Annotated in this window: 11 protein-coding genes; 1 reads left to right on the top strand and 10 read right to left on the bottom strand. The window is 43.6% G+C overall.

The features are described 5' to 3' along the window. Nucleotides 1–213 precede the first annotated feature (213 nt). Together spoIIID and ACTQWB_RS04835 are read right to left on the bottom strand one after the other, a co-directional pair. Complete coding sequence (gene spoIIID, locus ACTQWB_RS04840) at nucleotides 214–471, bottom strand: sporulation transcriptional regulator SpoIIID (RefSeq protein WP_441500632.1); 258 nt, start codon at nucleotides 469–471, stop codon at nucleotides 214–216. Between the two features lie 192 nt (nucleotides 472–663). Next, on the bottom strand, nucleotides 664–1,044 hold the full coding sequence (locus tag ACTQWB_RS04835; RefSeq protein ID WP_441500631.1) for a hypothetical protein: 381 nt from the start codon (nucleotides 1,042–1,044) through the stop codon (nucleotides 664–666). A 480-nt stretch (nucleotides 1,045–1,524) separates the two neighbouring features. On the opposite strand from ACTQWB_RS04835, the gene ACTQWB_RS04830 reads away from it, so the two are divergent. Further along, entirely contained in the window at nucleotides 1,525–3,306 is a 1,782-nt protein-coding gene (locus tag ACTQWB_RS04830; RefSeq protein WP_441500630.1) for an alpha-amylase family glycosyl hydrolase, read from the top strand. A gap of 145 nt (nucleotides 3,307–3,451) precedes the next feature. On the opposite strand, the gene ACTQWB_RS04825 is transcribed toward ACTQWB_RS04830, so the two are convergent. From ACTQWB_RS04825 to ACTQWB_RS04790, 8 genes are all read right to left on the bottom strand, one after another. Further along, nucleotides 3,452–4,135 carry a DNA alkylation repair protein gene (locus ACTQWB_RS04825; RefSeq protein ID WP_441500629.1) on the bottom strand — a complete coding sequence of 228 codons (684 nt, stop codon included), beginning with the start codon at nucleotides 4,133–4,135 and terminating at the stop codon, nucleotides 3,452–3,454. 23 nt (nucleotides 4,136–4,158) lie between these two features. Continuing rightward, nucleotides 4,159–4,455, bottom strand: a complete 297-nt coding sequence (locus tag ACTQWB_RS04820; protein WP_441500628.1) for a hypothetical protein — start codon at nucleotides 4,453–4,455, stop codon at nucleotides 4,159–4,161. Nucleotides 4,456–4,498: 43 nt separating this feature from the next. After that, a complete protein-coding gene (locus ACTQWB_RS04815) occupies nucleotides 4,499–6,076 on the bottom strand; it encodes a Wadjet anti-phage system protein JetD domain-containing protein (protein ID WP_441500627.1) in 1,578 nt (525 codons plus the stop codon). Continuing rightward, nucleotides 6,066–9,368, bottom strand: coding sequence for an ATP-binding protein (locus ACTQWB_RS04810; RefSeq protein ID WP_441500626.1), 3,303 nt, complete (start codon nucleotides 9,366–9,368; stop codon nucleotides 6,066–6,068). The genes ACTQWB_RS04815 and ACTQWB_RS04810 overlap by 11 nt, the downstream gene beginning before the upstream one ends. Next, nucleotides 9,337–9,954, bottom strand: a complete 618-nt coding sequence (locus ACTQWB_RS04805) for a DUF4194 domain-containing protein (RefSeq protein ID WP_441500625.1) — start codon at nucleotides 9,952–9,954, stop codon at nucleotides 9,337–9,339. Before ACTQWB_RS04805 ends, ACTQWB_RS04810 begins: the two co-directional genes overlap by 32 nt. Continuing rightward, nucleotides 9,914–11,332 carry a Wadjet anti-phage system protein JetA family protein gene (locus ACTQWB_RS04800; protein ID WP_441500624.1) on the bottom strand — a complete coding sequence of 473 codons (1,419 nt, stop codon included), beginning with the start codon at nucleotides 11,330–11,332 and terminating at the stop codon, nucleotides 9,914–9,916. The genes ACTQWB_RS04805 and ACTQWB_RS04800 overlap by 41 nt, the downstream gene beginning before the upstream one ends. A gap of 235 nt (nucleotides 11,333–11,567) precedes the next feature. Further along, on the bottom strand, nucleotides 11,568–12,347 hold the full coding sequence (locus ACTQWB_RS04795; RefSeq protein WP_441500623.1) for a TraX family protein: 780 nt from the start codon (nucleotides 12,345–12,347) through the stop codon (nucleotides 11,568–11,570). A 5-nt stretch (nucleotides 12,348–12,352) separates the two neighbouring features. Then, nucleotides 12,353–14,338, bottom strand: a complete 1,986-nt coding sequence (locus ACTQWB_RS04790; protein ID WP_441500622.1) for a transglutaminase domain-containing protein — start codon at nucleotides 14,336–14,338, stop codon at nucleotides 12,353–12,355. Between the last annotated feature and the right edge of the window lie 4 nt (nucleotides 14,339–14,342).

The following is a 14,342-nucleotide window of genomic DNA, read 5'->3' as shown; positions in this document are numbered from 1 at the left end:
TTAAATTTTCTGAAAACTGTTTTATTTTTCAGTGTTTCAGAAGCAATTCCTTGTGACAGCTTGTTTACTATACCACTGTCGCAAGGAATCGTCAAGCATTTTTTACAAAAAGTTTCAATATTTTTTGTGCACCATTTTTGGTGTCTATTTTGTGTACCTTTTTTACAAATTGTTCATATGGTGTACTTCAAAACGCTTTTTCAAAAAGTTTTACTACTTATTATGTTGATGTAAATATTTCTCCCTCGTTGCCATGCCTCCTCTAATATGCCGTTCTGACTTATTTACATCCAGAACTGCTCTCGCCTGTCTGGCTAGTGCTGGATTTAAGCTCATCAAACGACTGGTTACATCTTTATGTACCGTGCTCTTACTTATCCCGAATCTTTTCGCAGTCTGACGTACCGTCGCTCTTGTTTCCACAATATAATTTCCAATTTCCACTGCCCGTTCCTCAATATACTCTTTCAAAAGAAATGCCTCCGAAGACGCTGTTTTTACAGTGTATGCAGAGGCAATATAATTATATGAAAACTATAAATGAGCAGGCTTGTGATTTTACCCAAAATGAAACCGCCCCGAAGGTTCACCCAATGTAAGCGTAACTCTGATTCCAAAATCCTTTTTCTCAAAAAAATCCAAGACATAACTTTACCTGATCAATTAAATGGAAGTCCTCATCAGCAAAATCGAACTCGTCATTTTCCATTCCCGCAAAATACCGCTCCAGGTATTTTTCATATTCATCCAAAGCTTTATCAATCTGCTTCTTCGCCTTTTTATTTCCAGTCTTTTCATAAAACTTAGAAGCGGCAGTAAAAATAATATCATTCTTTCGAAAAAGTGGCCAGCCTCTTCTTTTCTTCCAAGATGCAGCAACGCAAATATTTTACGCAGTTTCAAATCTGAACCAGTGTACTCTGGCCAGCCAAACAAATTCAATAAGTCTTCGCACATTTTTAAAAGGTTTTCGTACTCTTCACGCATATCCATTTCATCCAGACAGTCGTCCAGCCATCCTGAAATATCATATGCGTAATCCATATCATCCTCCAGTTTTTCCAATTCTGCTATCTTCACTAAAACCAATCATATTACTATGGCATTTGTCAGTAAGATTCTGGAACTTTTTCCATTTTTTATTTTTCAACGTGAACGTCCTCCATTATTATAGAACAATTTCTTTCCACAACATTTCTTTCCTTAATCACATGAACAGGAATCATTTTTTTCGTTGGAATCTTCTATTACAATTTTTAAGCATATCCCGTCATTTCGCTTTCTCTTTTGACAGCATTGTACCAAATCTTCTATTAAAAAAACTACAGTGTAGTAAAATTTTAGCCCTTTTGAATTTACGGCGCGAAATCATGCGAAAGCATGATCTCTGTGCATCGCGAAGCATGTTGCTGTGAATGAAGTGAACAATAACCATCTCATTTTTATATGGAATAAACTGCCCAAATCTGCTATTATATAGGATGTTGAGCATAAAAATTTATTTTAACAACAGAGGTGACAGACATGAGTTGGTATAACGAAGCAGTTTTTTATCACATTTATCCACTGGGTTTAACCGGCGCACCGAAGCAGAATGATTATGGACAGCCTGTTCACAGACTGAATACTCTTCTTCCATGGATCGACCATATCAAAGAAATCGGATGCACCGCATTATATATAGGTCCTTTATTTGAAAGTGTGGGACATGGTTACGAAACTACAGATTACCGGAAGCTGGATTCCCGTCTGGGGGACAACGAAGATCTGAAAAATTTCGTTGCCACCTGTCATGAAAAAGGGATTAAAGTTATTTTTGACGGCGTATTCAACCACACTGGGCGTGACTTTTTCGCATTTAAGGATATTCAGGAGAAGCGCGAGCATTCGACTTATGTAAACTGGTACTGTAATGTGAATTTTTCCGGAAATACCGAGTATAACGACGGTTTTTCCTATGAAAACTGGGGCGGCTATAACCTTCTGGTAAAATTAAACCAGCGCAATCCTGAGGTGCAGAATTACATCTGTGATGTGATCCGTTTCTGGGTTTCCGAGTTCGATGTAGACGGTATCCGTCTTGATGCTGCGGACGTTCTGGATTTTGATTTCATGAAACAGCTCCGCCGCACTGCTGAAGAAGTGAAACCTGATTTCTGGCTGATGGGTGAGGTAATCCACGGAGATTACAGCCGCTGGGTAAACGGCAGCACTCTTCACAGTGTTACCAACTATGCCCTCCATAAAGCCCTTTACAGCGGTCATAATGACCACAACTATTTCGAGATTGCACACACTGTGAAATATCTGCAGAACATGGGCGATCTTGATCTTTACAATTTCGTGGACAACCATGATGTGGAGCGTATTTACACCAAGCTTTCCAACAAGGCACATTTCGCTCCTGTCCATGTACTTCTTTACACACTTCCAGGTGTGCCAAGTATTTATTATGGTTCTGAATTCGGAATCGAGGGACGCAAAGAACGAACTTCTGATGACAGCCTGCGGCCGGCACTGAATCTCGATGATTACAAGGATGCCATAGAGAAAAATCCATGCACAGCACTTGTTGCAGCCCTTGGAAAAGTACGCCAGAATACACCAGCACTGAATTACGGAAGCTATGCTGAGCTGATGCTCACCAACCGTCAGTACGCTTTCGCCCGTGATCTCGATGGCGTGCGTGTGATCGTGACCGTAAATAATGATGATAATGCTTCTTCCATGAGTTTACCTGCTGGAAACGCAGCAGAATATGTTGGCACCCTGACTGGTGAAAAAGTACCGGTAGAAAACGGCCGTATCAATATATCTGTTGCCGGAAACAGCGGAAATATCTGGGTTCCGGCAGGTGATATGCCAGAATATAAACCTGTAGAAATGAATGGAAAAATGCCGGAAAAGGCAGAAGCTGAAAAATCTGAATTGACCGATGCAGAAAAAGCAAAAGCAGAGGCTGCTGCCACAGTCGCAGAGCAGGAAGCAGGACAGAAAACTGAACAGAATGACGTAAATGCGAATGCACTTGTTTCGGAGGAAAATTCACAGATACAGACTAATTCAAATGAAACTGCCCAGGCACAAACTACAGTTTCTTCAAGTATCCAGCCTACCGATTCTGAGAAATCCGAAATCACCGTAGACTGGTCCAAACGTCCGGAGGATATGACTGTAGAAGAACTCCAGGCCGGAATCCTCGCCAAGATGGCAAATAACGGTCCGGTCACTGACCAGATGAAGAAAACCGTTTATGATAATATCTGGCATGATTCTTTGGTTAACTGGCTGAAGAGCTTCCGCTAAAAAGTAAGTACTGAAAAAGCAGCTGATCCGTGATCACATTCACCAATCAACTGCTTTTTCTTTTATATTTTAATCCTTTTTTCCATTATTAAAAGCCAAAAAATACACGCACTTTATTTGACATATTATAAACTGTCTCAATTTTTTATCGGAAGCTTTTCAGGTACACCTTCTGTTCTGGTGTGATCCGGTAGCTTTCTACGGCCTTCTGAATGGTCTTTCTATGTACCCAGTCAGATAACTTATGCTGTTCAATATAGGGAACTGTGGCATCCCATTGTTTCGCAAGTGCCGTTGCAAAGTACCAGGCGATCATCATGTTTACATAATATTCCTGCGATTTTACTCCTGCTGCCAGTTCCAGGTATTCCGGAGAAAAGTCTTCATCCAGGAAAAGGCGCATAAGCATACCGATTCCGTAACGAATAGTGTAGGTTTCCGTCGAGCGGATCCAGTTTTTTACCTCAGCCAGCACCTCGGCTTTATGTGCCCGAAAGCATTTTGGCTCTGAGAAATCACAGGTAGCCCAGTTGTCTATATAGGGAAGAAATCTTTTTATCTCCCTCATACAGGTCTGGTAATCTTTTATTTCGGTGATCAGCATCATATGAAGGTTGTTTTCCTCATAAAATTGATGAGGAAGCTGCTGTAGGAAGGCTTCTGCCTCTGGAGTTTTCGCAAATTTTTTCGCAAATTTCCGAAGCACCGGAATACGGATTCCGATGACTGCTTCTATGTCTGTCCCGGGCATTAATTTGCTGTGGAAATCACGGTATTTTAAATCCTGTAATTCGAATAACTGCTTCTGCAGCGTTGTTAATTCATCCATTTTCATGCTCCGTTTCTTGCTATTTAATTTTTCTCCGCAGCCTCCAGGCTTGCCATCAGAAGCTCGTAGAAATCGTCTTCCCCCTCCAGCTTAGGAGAATTCTCCCCACCACCATTAGTACTACGACGCATGGTCGCATAGAAATCTTCTCCCGCAGATACCAGATCCATTTCATAGAGTTCATAACCAAGACTCCTGCACAGCCTGCAAAAAACAGTGAGAGGATCCTTTTCCAAACGGGTTGACAAAAGCTTCTTCCGAAGCTCGCCATCTTTCAGGGCATCACACTGAAGACGGTCCAGAATTTCCAATGTAGTCATATATGGTACCTCCTTTTTGCGGCTGTTTTCCAGATACACAGAATCAGTCGATAAAATCACGTAGATTCATGCACTCCTGCTCCAGTTTCAGCTGCGTTATTTTCATATATTTTAATACCCCGGCAATTTCCTGGCAACTGCTATCTGCAGGATTTTCCTGAATTTGCGCAGATATTTCACCAAACGTTTTTTCTATTACTTTATTCGGCATTTTTTCCGCTGTTTTTCCAATTGCTTTATCCGGCATCTTTTCGGCTGTTCTTCTTTCTATTTTCTCCAACAATTTATCTAACCGTCGGTTGTCATTCTCTGTAAGCTTTCTGCCATATTTCGCATACTTTTTCAGCTCCTGGATTCCCATGTGGTACAGCTGAAATGGAATGCCGGTTTTCCTGCAAAGATCAAGATATATCTCAAAGCCGCCCACATCAATATCTCCAAAATGAAGATATTTCGCATTAGGAAGCTGCTGATAGATCATCTGTAAAAGATTCCGGCGCACCTGATTGTGATAACCGCCAAGATAAATTAAAATACTGCCCGGCTCGTTCCAGCGGTAAAAAGTGGTCAGATTTTCAATTGTGATCACCTGTTTAATATGGGAAGTTTCGGACAAACATAAGCTTTCGATATCTTCTCCAGAAATGCCAATCCCCTGTTGCAATGCCGAAAGGTTAATGTATAGTTTATTATCTGATAACCTCTTTTTCTCCAATTCAGTTTCTACCGCAGCACAGCTTTCCAGATTATCTTCTTCCAAGCCAGCCTCTATCTGAATCGTTTTCTTTTCTATATCCCATGCGTTTTTTATCAGGCAGCAATCTCCTTTAAAATACACATAGTTTGGCGTATGGTAAATCTGATACTCAGCCAGAATTTCCTCTGTTCCCATATCCTCATATCCGCTGCCAAATCTACGCATAATCTTGCCAATCAGCCCCAGCATATTTTCCAGCTTTTTCGAATCTCCCAGATGTTCTATAGAAAATTCACGGATATATGATTCCTTCTGATTTCCTTCAATTGCTTTCAGAACTCTTAGCAAATCTCTGGTCTCTGCCTGATCCGAGATATCAATATATTCTTTTACTGATTTTCCCAAATCCAGACGTTGCAGGAGATAGTGGACAAAATTTTCTGTTATCCCCGTGCGGTCTTTTGGAAAATCATCATCAAAATATGCACTGCAATTTACATTTCCTGCAAACTGCTGCACTGACTTTTTTGAGCCTGAACGCTGCTGAAATACATTCGGAGAACAGGATTTTGTCAGATATTCTTCCAGAATCTCCCTTGTCAGCTTCTCATCATCCGCTTTCGGAGTCCGCCCAAGGTATTGATAGATCTCGTCCACCTTTTCGGCATTGAGAATAATCTTCTCAATAATGGTTCCCGTTTTCCTGTTTTTCCACTGAATCGTAAGGAATCCGCGCTTTTCCAGTTCATTCGCAGCCACATGGATTTCCTCATAAACCATGGAACTTTCATCAAAATATTCCAGCAGATTTCTTTTGGAAAAAGTCATGGCAATCCGAATCTGAACCTTATTTTTCCCGGAAGAAAGCAGACTTTTTTCATAGGAATCCATCAGATTATTCAGCAGCAGCCTGTCATACTGCATTATGATATTCCTCCACATAACTGCGCTTCTGGTCTGTCATAACAAGCATGATCTCATCCATAGCCGGGCCAATATACTGGATCTTATCCGGCGGCGCAGCAATAATAAGCTGCAACGGAAGACGGCGCAGAAATTCCAGAACACCGCCGATTCGTTCGTCATCCATGTTGTTAAATGCCTCATCAAATAACACCAGTCCGGCTGCCTCGCCGCCAATATTGTTACTGTAAAGCTGTACAAAAGACGCTGCAACGGTCACATAGAACGGGGTCTGTGTCTCTCCACCACTCTTCTCTTCACATACCTTAGAATAATAAGAATAACTTCCATCATTGTGGATGATCTTGATATCATAATCCATATAAGTACGGTAATCCGTAAACTCATCCAGTGTCTGCGCACTGTTTTCACCACTTAAGGAAAGACGCTCAAACAGCTCCTCGATTACATCCTTATGCGCCTCATGGAAGATTCCTGAAAACAGGGATTCTCCCTGGGTTACATTAAAATCATCCATGATCATCTCGTAATAGCTGCGGTATTTCTTGCTTGGCATAAACTGGAATTCATAACGTTCACTGCTGAAATCAATGCCCTTTAATGCCTTGTTCAGCTCCTTAAACTCACCCTGTGCCAGCTTCATGTTCTCCTGCAGCTTTGCCAGGAACTGCTCATGGAATTCCGTTTCTGCAGCCTCACGTGCAGACTGCACTTTCTCTTCATAATCAAGAAGTTCCGAGTTCTTCAGCCTTTCATAAACTGCTGCAAATTCCGGGAATCCCTCCAGAGTAGCCGCCGCGCCAAAGTCATGCTCTGTTTTGTATTCTACCATGGCATTTACCATTGCATCTTTCGCGATCTGGCACCTGTCACTATTATATTTTCTTTTATTAGAAGGCTGTCTATAGAAATATTCACTCTGGAACTGCTCAATTGGTCTTGTTCCCAGAGCCTTTTCATATTCTGTATTCCAGCTGTTTAAGATATTGCCTGCCTCTTCTCCAAGGGAAATTACTGCCGCTTTATCTGTGACCTGTTTTTCCAGAAGTGCCTGCTTCCTGGCAATAAGATCCTGAATTCTTGTTCGCATTCCACCTATTTTTTCTGTATCAGAGCTGATCGACTGCTCCAGTCCCCTTAATACCTTATCCAGTTCCTCCAGCTGTATCTGCTTCTGGATCAATGTGGAATTTTCTTTCAGCTTCCGGATGTTCTCTTCACATTTGGAAATGGCTTTTTTCACCATGCGAAGGGTATTGATCACATCCAGGCGGTACTTGATATCCACATCGCATTCCGTAGAAAGAAGCCCCAGAATCTCCATGGTCTTATTCTGCTGACTCTTCTGATTTTCTATGATTTCACTAAGCTTCTTAAGCTCTTCTTCCGCCTGTGCCAGCTGTACCTTGAACGCGTTTTTTCCAATAAAAGGAACCTTAAATACCTCCGGTTTAATGGCACTTGCCACCCGGTTCTGGTATCTCATACAGCCTTTGGTAATAGAAATAGAGTACTTTTTCAGATCTTCATAGTCCTCACACATCTGTACTTTTCCAAGGATCATGTTGCAATACTGGCGGGCGTATTTGTTCTGGGACGTCACCATGGTTGCAAGGGTTCCTGCCAGTGCAGTGTTATAATTTTCCAGGTCTCTGGTGTTGATAAGACCTACTCCATACACTTTTTTCTCCCGGCGCAGACGGTCATAAATGCCAAGTGCAATGTCAAAGCTTTCTGGCTCTACAAGCACATAAAAACGCTGTGTATTCAGGTAACCTTCCACTGCATTCCGCCATTCTTCGTCCTGGATTTCCAGCATTTCGCAAAGGATTCCTGGCTGGATTTCTCTTCCCAGATGCTCAAATTCCTCCCGGACAGTTTCCACAAGAAGCTCTACCCCAGATGGATATGTAAGCTTTTTGCGGTTCAGTTTATTGATTTTTTTATTCAGTTTTTCCAGCTCTGTACGGTTCTGGTTCAGCTCAATCTGCTGTCTGGCCAGCTCTCCCTGCAGTTCTCCGAAATGTTTCTGTTTGTAATGGATCACATCATCGGTAAGGCTTCTCAGCTGGGCAGTATTCCCCTCCTTTTCCAGAAGCTGGAGCTGCTGACGGTATTCCCTGATACAAGTCAGGAAATCTGTATCCTCCACAGATGCGCCTGCATTTTCCCCATGCAGTGATTGCTCCTGCACAGCCTTCAACAAATCTTCGCAGTTTCTTGCAGCCTGTACCACGCTTTTCTTCAATTCTGCCTCTTCCGCAAGGGCATTTTTCTCTTTGTCCCAGAGTCTTGCCAGTTCCTTTTTCTCTTCTTCAAGGGCTACAAATTCCTGGTTATGGCGCAGCTCTACACGGATATTGGTAGCCATTTCCTGCTTCTCGTTCCGCTCCTTCTGAAGCATTTCCAACTGAGTCTGGGCCTGTGAAAGGCGGATTTCTTCATTCTTTTTCGCCGTATCCGTGCTCCTTAACTGCCCTTCCACAAGGTCCAAATTGCTGCGCTTCAGGAAGTATTCATACATCTTATCCTTCTCAATGCGCTCCTGCACACGCTGATACAGACTTTCAATATTTTCCAGCTTTTTCATCCGTTTTTTCACATTATCCAGGGTACGCTCCATATCCTGATAAGTGCGCACATTTTCCCGGAGCACATCAATATTGACCTCTTTTTCATCCAGCACATAGGAATAAACGAAGTCCTTAATATCATCTATGGGCTTAAATGCAAGGGCTTTAGGAATCAGCCGGAAGAACTTATCCTCGATTCTTCCAAGCCTTGCTGTGACCATTTTGCGGGCCTCCACCTGGGTCTTGCACCACTGGCGGATATCAATATTAGAGGCACGGAATTCGGCAATGGATTTCACCTGGTTTCCATACAGGAAAAGGTCGTCTGAAAGCCTTGTATTCTCTATCAGATAACGCACTGTGGTCTCCTGCTCTTCGGAAGCGGAATCCACCACGGCTCCCAGAATAAAATACCGGTCTTTGCTTTCCTCATAAAATTCCAGTGCTACATGGGCACTGATCTCACCGGTACGCTGGTATGGCTGGTTCTCTTTTCCAGATTTACAGCGGATATATCCCGAGAGTTTACGCTTGCCGTTTTCATGCGCAGCCTTGTTGAAATTGCTGGCAGAACAGATAATCACAAACTGGATCGCATCCAGGAGAGTGGATTTTCCAGCACCGTTCTCACCAGACAAAAGAGTGGAATCTCCAAAATCTATGGTACAGTTATTGAACCTGTGCCAGTTAATCAGCTTCATCCTCGTCAGTTTCTTCATCGTTAGTATTCTTTCCCTTTCTGTATGTCTCCAGCTTCTCATATGCAGCCTTAATGTCCTCTACACGCACCGCCATTAATATGGAATCGTAGATCAGGACTCTGGATTCCTCATCTCCCATATCCTTATCCAGCAGCTCCACGATCTGGTATCTGCGGAACAGACTAAGGGCATTACGCATGGTTGTTTTGTCAATGATCTTGTCCCGGATCTTCAGGCTCAGGAACTTATCCTGAATATCCCCAAGATTTACGATCACTTCTTCAATTGCAGAGAGCTCCCGCTTTTTCTCATCATAAAGGATTCTCAGAATAAGAAGAACAATGGAGTCGTAAAGCTTCAGGTTCATTCGGTTATAGCCCCTTGGACTGGTCAGCTGGATCACTCCATATTCCTCATTTATTTCAAGACGATACCCCAGGACTCCCAGGTATTCTTTAAATTCTTTTCTGTATTTCAGCACAAAATAATAGTCACCTCTGGTATTCTGGTTGCCCTTGCACAAAAAGCAGGTTCCCAGAAGGCGGTTGCAGACTCTGCCGAAATTATCCTTGTCCTTTTGCAGCATTCCTTCCAGAAATTCCATTTTCTTTCCTCCGTATCCGAAAATCTTTGAACCGGTATCCGTTTACTTCCCGTTCTTCCAGTGTCTCTACTGTATAACCCATCTTTTTACGCTGACCGTAAAGGCGCACATAGATCAGTTTGATAAAATCATCTTCATTATTAAGAGGAAGCTGGCTGGCTTCCATTTCCTCTTTTCCTTCCAGCTGGTGATTGACATAGGTCTGGATTTTTTCCACACTGATGACCTTCTGGATCTTCTCCGCCATTCTTCTCATTTTTTCCCTGCGAAGTTCTTCGTCCGGTTCTGCCATATCCACGCTGGCCGGCGTAAATTCACGCTTGCCTTCCACGGCCAGATAAAGAGAGCTCTGCTCCAGGATCGCGCACTGGTAAATTCGCACCAGGTCGTCCAGAAAATCAATACGGTATATTCCGCCAAGGTCCATATTTTCCCGGTTGATTTCCTCATTAATGCCCATAAGAATCTCCTTCAGCTGGCCACGTACGTCCTCATTTCCTGCAAGGAGAAACTTGGCACGGTTAATGGCTGCACGCTGATACTGGGTGTTTTTCTGGTTGATTTCCTGCAGAATCTCATCCATGTTGCGAAAGGCTTCTATGATCTCATGAAGATAGCGGTAAGTCATCTCCCGTCCTTCTTCTATGGAGACTTCACGGATTGCAGCGATTTCTGCCGCTGCGTTTTCCAGAAAACCTTCATTACGGCTCTTACTCTCCAGCCTTTCGATGATCTCCGGTCTGAACTTGGAGACATTGTCCGAGGTCAGAAGACGGTGATAGGCTTTGTCCACAATGTTCGTAATGTAGTCATTAAACAGGGCATCCATAATTTCTGCCACTGTTCTGTGTCTGGTCAGATCGTCAATATAATGCTTGATATTGGAATTCAGGTTCTTAAGACCGGTGATCAGATAATCTGTGTTTTCCCAGATCTGCATAAGCACAATTCCAGGCTTGTCCATATTTCCCCGCACCAGGCTGTAAATGGTATAAATATAGCCCTGATATTCAATTTGTTTACCGTCTGCGATATCCAGCAGCGTCTTGATCACTTTCACCGCGTATTCTTTGAAATTCACGCGCTGCACATAGCTTTTATCTGTCTCCACTTCGATCCAGCCGTAATATTCCAGGCGACGGAGAATGCCGTTTGCCCGGCTTCTGCTGTCGCTGGACTCGAATTCCTCTTCTACCAGCTGCGCCGCATTTTCCTGGTCAAAATAAAATTCCAGTTCGTCTACCAGTACATTTCTTTCCACGCCAAAGGAAAGCTGATGCTCCATTATGGAAAAAAGCCGGCTGATGCACTCCCAGTATACGATCCGGTTGGGTGAGGACAATGGGACAAAAAAATTGCCCGGAATTACATGAAACATAGGTTGTGTCCTTTCTATTTGCAACACGCTTTTGGTACTAAACGTGTTTGAAAATCCTTCTTACAATATAATAGAAGGGGCAAATTACTTTGCCCCTAAAATCTTACTCTATTTGAAACTGTCAGAGCCAGTTATTTGTATTTTAACACAGTCGTTTTGGCTGCACAAGTTTTTCTGCAGGCTGCCATGGCAAATTTCCGAAACACTGTGTCTGAAATTCAAACCATAATATCCCCTATCTGCAAATCACCCGCAAAATCCCCAGCACCAGCAAATGTGCCGGATAAAAAATATAGAAAAACCACTTTGAAAAATTCCTGCCCTTCACAGCCCGTCTGCCATTGTACAGATAAATGATGCAAAGCCCCGACAGGAAAATTCCCAGAACAGCCCCCAGTGCCCGGAGCAAGCTCATAGCTGGTGGCATGTTTTCTATATTTTCTATAAAGCTTAAAATGCCGAAAAGCAGCATAGCTTTTCCGAAAACACCCCACAGTTTTTCTCTGCGTTCTTTTTCTGGTAAACTGCCAACGTTTTTCCCAGCAACTGATCCAGTTTGTACCGACCTGTCCCTGCATACTGCAAACCACCAGGTAAAAATTGGTGCCAGAATTGCCCAGTCGCTGTATGCCGAAGCCAGCACCAGCCCCCATATAACAAGCGTCTGGCGAGTGCCCGCAGGAAGCTTTTCCCGGACATAAAGGATCAGAAAACACAGAAACAGGGTAAATATCATATTCATGCTTACGAAGCTGATAATTCCTTCTTCTGTAAACGCCAGGCAAAACGGAATTTCTGAGATTATAGCAAACAAAAGCAACCGCTTACCGTAGCTCTCTTTTGAATGGGTGTATCCGTAACCTTCCACCAGGAAATAGCACATGGTAATGGCTGTAAAATAGCCAATATCCACCATCACCTCGAAAAGGATTGTGCCTGGTTTCAGGAATATGTTCGCAATGTGATTCAGCAGCATGGTAAACATAGCTATATATTTGATCTGGTCTCTGTTCATGCACTTTACCTCACGCGAAGCTCCAGTTCCACCTTTTTCACTTCATTCTTTTCTATATGGAAATCATATCTTTTCCCTAGGATATTCCCATCTGGCAGACGGCTTCCGGTGAGAATCCGGTAATCACCAGGCATGATATCCAGTTCCAGCTTTCCATCTTTCCATGTACATTCGCCGAAATCCAGTGTGAGATATCCCTGTCCATCTGTTACTGCCAGTGTCCAGTTCTGATGATAAACCCAGTCCTCACTTTTTTCTGCAATAACGACCAGATGGGCTTCCTTGCGGCTCTTTTCAAGTACCGCTACAAATTTCATTCCATCCCAGTATTCAATCGCTCCATCAGTTGGGCTAAGACGGGACGGAATTCCAAGGGATCTTGCGATCGCCACAAACAATACCTTCTGGGACTTCTCTCCCGCAATTTTCAGATCCAGGGCTGCTCCCGGAGTGGTATATGCAGTCAGATGTTCTTTGTCATTTCGCACGGAAATATTTTCCTGGATCCAGGTCCAGATTCTCTTTGGATCCGCCTCAAAAGCGTCCCGCTGCTTTTTGTCAAAGTAGCCAAGAATTTTCTTTCTCCACTTCGTCAGGACCTCATTTTCTACACGTGGATTCCATACATAAGGAATGTAAATCTCGTCCGGGTTAAATTCCCGGTAAACGGACGCCTCCTGATAATGTCCCTCCAGTACTTCTGGAAAAGCATCCCTCCTGTCTTTCTCTGACAAAACAGCCATCATAGGTTCCACTTCTTCCAGGGTATGACCAAACAGGCAACGCTTCCACAGTGGCTGGAATTTCTCAATTTTTTCACGGCAATGTTCTGCTTCTGCAGCTACGCGGAGATTATTTTCATTCTCCTGCTCTTTGGAAACAGCCCAGCTGGTCTGGCAGTTTTCTTCCGGCGCATTCATATCGAAATCCACCCACAGCTCATCTGCATACTCTTCGCCAAGGGTACACACAAAGCGCTCTGCTTCTCTTGTATCAACTACCTTTTCCCCGTAAGCTCCCTCATAAACAGCGCAGATCAATAAGCTGCCCAGCCCGGTTTCAAAAGAAATGCATCCATTTTCATCTGTCAGCATCTGTGCCACCGGGGAAAATCCACCGTAATTCATCACTTCAGCCTGCACTTTTGCTCCCGCTGCCGGCATTCCATCCAGATCTTCCACCTGGATGGTGATCCGCCTGGTCTTTGCATATCTTCCAAGAAGGTTCAGAATGCGATTCATTCCCACCTTGCCGATTACTTCTTCATCAGGCATCGCCCGGTCGTACCATCTGGAGCAGATCATCATCGCTCTTGATACCTCACCTGTAAACCACCCCTTATCCAGAACTGGTTCTGGCTCACAGGCTCCCAGATAATGCCAGTCGCCATCGCACCAGACTTCCACCCAGGCATGATTATCATCACGATGGGACCACCTTGGTACATACACCATTCTGGCTGGGATTCCCGCGCTTCGCAGTACATTTACTACAAAAACAGCCTGCTCTCCACAGCGTCCGACTCCACTTCTGTAAATCTCCAGTGCAGAACCGGTCCGCATATCTGTACCCTGATACATTACTTCCCCGGCACACCAGTGATTGATCTCCAGCGCTGCTTCCATCATATTCATGCCCTGAATACGCTCCTTTATCTTTTCCCAGAAAAAAGTACGGCAGGGCTTGATTTCCTCGTCATTTGTCCGATGAAACAGCACATAGTTCAGGAAATAAAGCTCCGGGTATTTCTTCACATAAGGGGAATTTTCCCATAGACAGATTCCCTGCTGCACATAATCCAGGTAGGTATCAAAAGTGTAATTACCTACGTCGCTGTAAGGCATATTGCTGTACAGATATTTCATTCCAATCACAATATCTGCGTTTAGGGCTTCCATTCTTTTCTTTATTTCTTCGGCTTTCTGGGGCAGTTCCCTGGAAAAATCTTCAAAGTCTTTTTCTATCCGGTCTCTGTTTTTTTCAAGAAACATGTCG

It is taken from the genome of Blautia sp. HCP3S3_H10_2 (genome assembly GCF_052122375.1).
Lineage (GTDB): Bacteria > Bacillota > Clostridia > Lachnospirales > Lachnospiraceae > Blautia_A.
This window is presented reverse-complemented; position numbering and strand designations above follow the sequence as displayed.

Bases quoted from the DNA above. Each gene is read 5' to 3' on its own strand.
- ACTQWB_RS04835 (WP_441500631.1), bottom strand. From the start codon at position 1,044: ATGGATTACGCATATGATATTTCAGGATGGCTGGACGACTGTCTGGAT.
- ACTQWB_RS04830 (WP_441500630.1), top strand. From the start codon at position 1,525: ATGAGTTGGTATAACGAAGCAGTTTTTTATCACATTTATCCACTGGGT.
- ACTQWB_RS04825 (WP_441500629.1), bottom strand. From the start codon at position 4,135: ATGGATGAATTAACAACGCTGCAGAAGCAGTTATTCGAATTACAGGAT.
- ACTQWB_RS04820 (WP_441500628.1), bottom strand. From the start codon at position 4,455: ATGACTACATTGGAAATTCTGGACCGTCTTCAGTGTGATGCCCTGAAA.
- ACTQWB_RS04815 (WP_441500627.1), bottom strand. From the start codon at position 6,076: ATGCAGTATGACAGGCTGCTGCTGAATAATCTGATGGATTCCTATGAA.
- ACTQWB_RS04810 (WP_441500626.1), bottom strand. From the start codon at position 9,368: ATGAAGAAACTGACGAGGATGAAGCTGATTAACTGGCACAGGTTCAAT.
- ACTQWB_RS04805 (WP_441500625.1), bottom strand. From the start codon at position 9,954: ATGGAATTTCTGGAAGGAATGCTGCAAAAGGACAAGGATAATTTCGGC.
- ACTQWB_RS04800 (WP_441500624.1), bottom strand. From the start codon at position 11,332: ATGTTTCATGTAATTCCGGGCAATTTTTTTGTCCCATTGTCCTCACCC.
- ACTQWB_RS04795 (WP_441500623.1), bottom strand. From the start codon at position 12,347: ATGAACAGAGACCAGATCAAATATATAGCTATGTTTACCATGCTGCTG.
- ACTQWB_RS04790 (WP_441500622.1), bottom strand. From the start codon at position 14,338: ATGTTTCTTGAAAAAAACAGAGACCGGATAGAAAAAGACTTTGAAGAT.